The sequence below is a fragment of the Ensifer sp. SSB1 genome, from assembly GCF_016652895.1.
Taxonomy (GTDB): Bacteria; Pseudomonadota; Alphaproteobacteria; order Rhizobiales; family Rhizobiaceae; genus Ensifer.
The window spans coordinates 1-3,655 of record NZ_JAEPRP010000323.1; the positions used below are offsets into that span (position 1 = coordinate 1).

The following is a 3,655-nucleotide window of genomic DNA, read 5'->3' on the forward strand; positions in this document are numbered from 1 at the left end:
CCACTCGTTCGGCGTGGCACTGCCCTTGCGCATTTCCTCCAGCGCCGTCAGCACTGCCATTTCCATCGGCGCTGCGTACTCATCCGTCACGGGCGACGCCAGCACCTTCCGCCGCGTCTCCGCTTCCTGCACCTGCACCGCCCGGCGCGTCGCGCGCACCGGGTCGTACTTCTTCCGGGGCTTCTTGTTGCCGGCCACTTCAGCGCACGCGGCCGACGAAACGACCGAAGCGGGTGGTGACAGTAATCTCGCCAGCCAGGTTGCGCGGGTAGAACTTCGCCCAGGTCAGCGCGTCGTCGAACGACCAGGCGCGGTGCGAGTGGCCGTCGAAGGCATTGCCCTTCACGACCACGCGGTACGGCTTCAGGATTTCGCGCATGGTGGTGGCGACGGCGCGGGTCAGTTTCTGGATCAGGGTCTTCATGATTTCATCCGGTGCCCGCCGTAGCGGGCGGGTTGTGGTTTAGGCTTGCTTCGCCTTACGAATCGATTCGGCGCAACGCTTGCAGCGCTTGCTTTCGTCCAATGCGTTCCATTCCTTCGGGCTGACCGCCACAGCATGGAAACCCTTTGCGTTTCCGGTCGCGCCGCACAGCGGACGATTGTTCCTGCGAGCGTGGTAAACAGCCATCTTTCATCCCCTTGCGTGTTGCGTTATGCATTTATGGCTATTGTAGTGACGCGCGGCTACGTGTCAAGGCATTTATGCATATTTATGTACCGGAGTATTTCTGCGGGTCAGAGCGTGCTCGACGGACTGGTGAGCACGCGCGCAGCGCCGCAACCTGGGCACACATGCCGGTACCCCTGCCCTGCGGGGATATACAGCAGGCCGGGCGGCTCGTGCTCGGGGTGGGCGCAGCTCTGCCAGCGTGGCAGGTCGAACGATCCACCGGTCGACACGGCCAGCAGCGGCATGCCTGCTTCGTCGAGTGCGATCATGTTGGCTCCTTCAATGTCACCAGCGGCCCGGCACGAAACTTCGGTTTCACCTCGATCTCGGGCAGTTCCGCGGGCGCCGGCATCTCCGGGTACTTGATGTAGACGCCGGCCAGCTTCAGTAGCGGAATCACGGCGCGGCCGGCTTCCGTCATCTGCACGCGCGGGTATTGCGCCAGCTCCTCGCCGGGCACGCGCTCGCACAGCCCTTTCGACACCAGGGCGCCGAAGGTATTCAGCGACACCCACGCGCCGCCGTACTGGTCGATCTGACACAGGCATTCGATCTGCCGGCGGGAAAGCGACAGGTTGAAAGCCGTCCCTGTCACGTATTCGCTAAACGCGCTCATTGAGACACCCCCACCCAAACGCCCACGGGCGCGCAGTGTGCGGACGGATTGGCGCACGACGCGAAGCCGACACGCTTGATCAGCCCCATCGTCGCGGCCCGGCGGATCACGCCGCCCCATGCCCGCGCGTGCGGCGGGTTCGGCAAGCCCTGCTTCGTCGCATAGTCGCGCACGTGCTCTGCCTTGAAGCGGCCACCATGCTTGGCGAACCACTTCACGTAATCGAGCGCCTGGTCGGCCCAGCCGGGCGCGGCGGCCTCCGCGTTGTCGGTCGCCCGCTCGATGCCGGCGTCCCGCAGTTCTGCACCTGTAGCTTCCATGTTCACTCCAGCCATTTATGCATATTGATGGGCGAGCGTTACCGCCTACCCCTGTAGGACTCCCAATCGAACGGGACGACTATGCCGCCCTCCCGCAATCGATCGAAGCTCCGCTCTCCGAGATAGGCCCGCAGGCCATCACGGTCGAGATTCGATAGCAGGATCGTCGGATGCAGGTCGCGGTACCGCCGGTTGATCACGTCGAACATGATCACCTGCTCCCCGTCTGTCCCATACTGCACGCCGACCTCGTCGATCACCAGCAGGCCGACGGACCCGAGCATTTCCAGCACCTCGCGCTCGGACATCTTCGAGTCGCGGCGCCAGGTGTCGCGCACCATCCGGATCATGTCGAGCGCATTGGCGTACAGCACGGTCGTCTGCACCATTACGGCCTGGGCGATAGCGATAGCGAGATGGCTCTTGCCGGTGCCGGGCGCACCCATGAACACGACGGTCGTGCCGGCCGCCTGGTGGCGCGCGAAATCCTCAACGAACTGGCGAGCCTTGCGCAACGCTATCCGCTGGCCGTCGGTCTCTGCGTCGAAACTGTCGAGCGTCCGGTCGCGGAATCGCATGGGGATTCCCGCCTGCTGAAGCCGGGTTTCGAGTTTCGCCTGCCGCTCGCGCTCGGCCTTCTCGTTCTCGACCGCCAGCTCGGCATCGGCGCGAGCACGCCCGCATTCCGGGCAGCCGTGCCAGATCATTGGTCGACCAAAGTACGAGACGCCCTGCTCCTCGAAGGCGCCGTGCTTCTCGCACGTGCCGGGCCGCGTGCCCTTGTCGACCTTAAAAGCCGCCGTCATCGCTCAGGCCCTTGCGGTAGTCGACATCGGAGAACGATTGCTGCTGCGGCTTGCGGGCCTGGCCGCCGGCCGCGCCCTCACGGCGGACCCAGTTGCGCCAGGTGGCCTCCCAGTCCGATTTGCGCCCCTTGGCGCCCGGTACGGCGACCCAGTAATCGCGGAACTGCTCGGCAACGTTCATCGCATGGGCCGGGCTCCACGTCGGCTGCTTGCCCACAGCCCACACGAGCCAGTCTTCCGGCAGCGTCCAGTCCTTCGCCAAGCGCGAGCCGCGCGTCTCTGACGGTTCCTCTGTAGGTTCTAAGAAGGTTCCCTTACGGTTAGGGTGCGCCATTTGCACCCCTGGAGGTGCGCCATTTGCCGGCCGAGGTGCGCCATCTGCCGGTGGGGGTGCGCCATTTGCACCAGGTGCGCCATCTGCAGGGGGGGCGCCAGTTTCCAGCGCGACAGGGTCGTCGGGATCTGGCCTGCGGCGCTCACGCTTCGGCGGCGCCCCGGCAGGGTTGTATCGGCTGGGCGATATCGTGTAGCTGGTACTAGTGTTGTGCCTGAATTGGCGGTGAATGACCCCGACTGCTTCCAGCCAGGTCAGTGCGTCACGGACTGCTCGCTCGGATAGGCATGTACGCATGCAGATTTTCTCGACGCCAGGCCAGCAGACACCATCGTCGTTTGCCTGGTCGGCGAGCGAAATCAGCACGGACTTCTGCGCCGGGCTCATCTGCTGCAAAGGCCAGCATGCGGCCATGATGAGGGTGCTCATGCGAAGGTTCTTCCTCCGCGCTCGCGGAGAGGGAGCTTTGCAGCCCCGCACAAATTCGGGGTGCGGCCGTTGCCGGTGACGCAGCCCCTCCGCGAGCGCATTTGTGTAAGCGTGATCCGAGCACCCTGCAAAGGCGCTCGGGCTTGGACTGTGGTCCTATGGGAGTGAGGCCACGAACACAGTTTACGCTTATATGCCTATTCCGTAAACCGTTTATGCATATTATCGGCTATGCGACAACGGTTTCCGGGGTTTCCACTGAGCGCGGGCGCTGCAGGTATGGCTTACGCTTCGCTTTCAGGTGCGTATACAGAGCGTATACGTTGGCGTAGCCCGGATCTTTCGACCGGTTTACGTAGGCAATGTTGTAAATCGTCCCATACGGGACGCCCGTCGCCTTCGCCAGGACCTTCCACTCGGGGGTGCGCATCTCCGGCAGCTTCTGGCGGACCAACTCTCGTTGATTCTCAGTCACAA

Annotated in this window: 8 protein-coding genes and 1 pseudogene; all 9 read right to left on the minus strand. The window is 63.9% G+C overall.

Features of this window, described 5'->3' with window-relative positions:
* On the minus strand, positions 1 to 198 hold a 198-nt coding region (locus I8N66_RS36655), incomplete at its 3' end, for a hypothetical protein (RefSeq protein ID WP_291165360.1).
* A gap of 1 nt (position 199) precedes the next feature.
* Entirely contained in the window at positions 200 to 424 is a 225-nt protein-coding gene (locus I8N66_RS36660; RefSeq protein ID WP_291165363.1) for a hypothetical protein, read from the minus strand.
* Between the two features lie 314 nt (positions 425 to 738).
* Positions 739 to 942, minus strand: coding sequence for a hypothetical protein (locus tag I8N66_RS36665; RefSeq protein ID WP_291165366.1), 204 nt, complete (start codon positions 940 to 942; stop codon positions 739 to 741).
* Entirely contained in the window at positions 939 to 1,289 is a 351-nt protein-coding gene (locus I8N66_RS36670; RefSeq protein ID WP_291165369.1) for a hypothetical protein, read from the minus strand. The genes I8N66_RS36665 and I8N66_RS36670 overlap by 4 nt, the downstream gene beginning before the upstream one ends.
* A complete protein-coding gene (locus tag I8N66_RS36675; protein WP_291165372.1) occupies positions 1,286 to 1,609 on the minus strand; it encodes a hypothetical protein in 324 nt (107 codons plus the stop codon). Before I8N66_RS36675 ends, I8N66_RS36670 begins: the two co-directional genes overlap by 4 nt.
* 38 nt (positions 1,610 to 1,647) lie before the next feature.
* On the minus strand, positions 1,648 to 2,415 hold the full coding sequence (locus I8N66_RS36680) for an ATP-binding protein (protein WP_291165374.1): 768 nt from the start codon (positions 2,413 to 2,415) through the stop codon (positions 1,648 to 1,650).
* Positions 2,399 to 2,677: a hypothetical protein gene (locus I8N66_RS36685; RefSeq protein ID WP_291165376.1), complete on the minus strand. Its 279-nt coding sequence runs from the start codon at positions 2,675 to 2,677 to the stop codon at positions 2,399 to 2,401. The genes I8N66_RS36680 and I8N66_RS36685 overlap by 17 nt, the downstream gene beginning before the upstream one ends.
* Positions 2,678 to 2,995: 318 nt before the next feature.
* A pseudogene (locus tag I8N66_RS37665) lies at positions 2,996 to 3,178 on the minus strand (helix-turn-helix domain-containing protein); the annotation flags it as partial.
* Positions 3,179 to 3,407: 229 nt separating this feature from the next.
* A partial coding sequence (locus I8N66_RS36690) for a hypothetical protein (protein WP_291165378.1) occupies positions 3,408 to 3,655 on the minus strand: 248 nt, incomplete at its 5' end.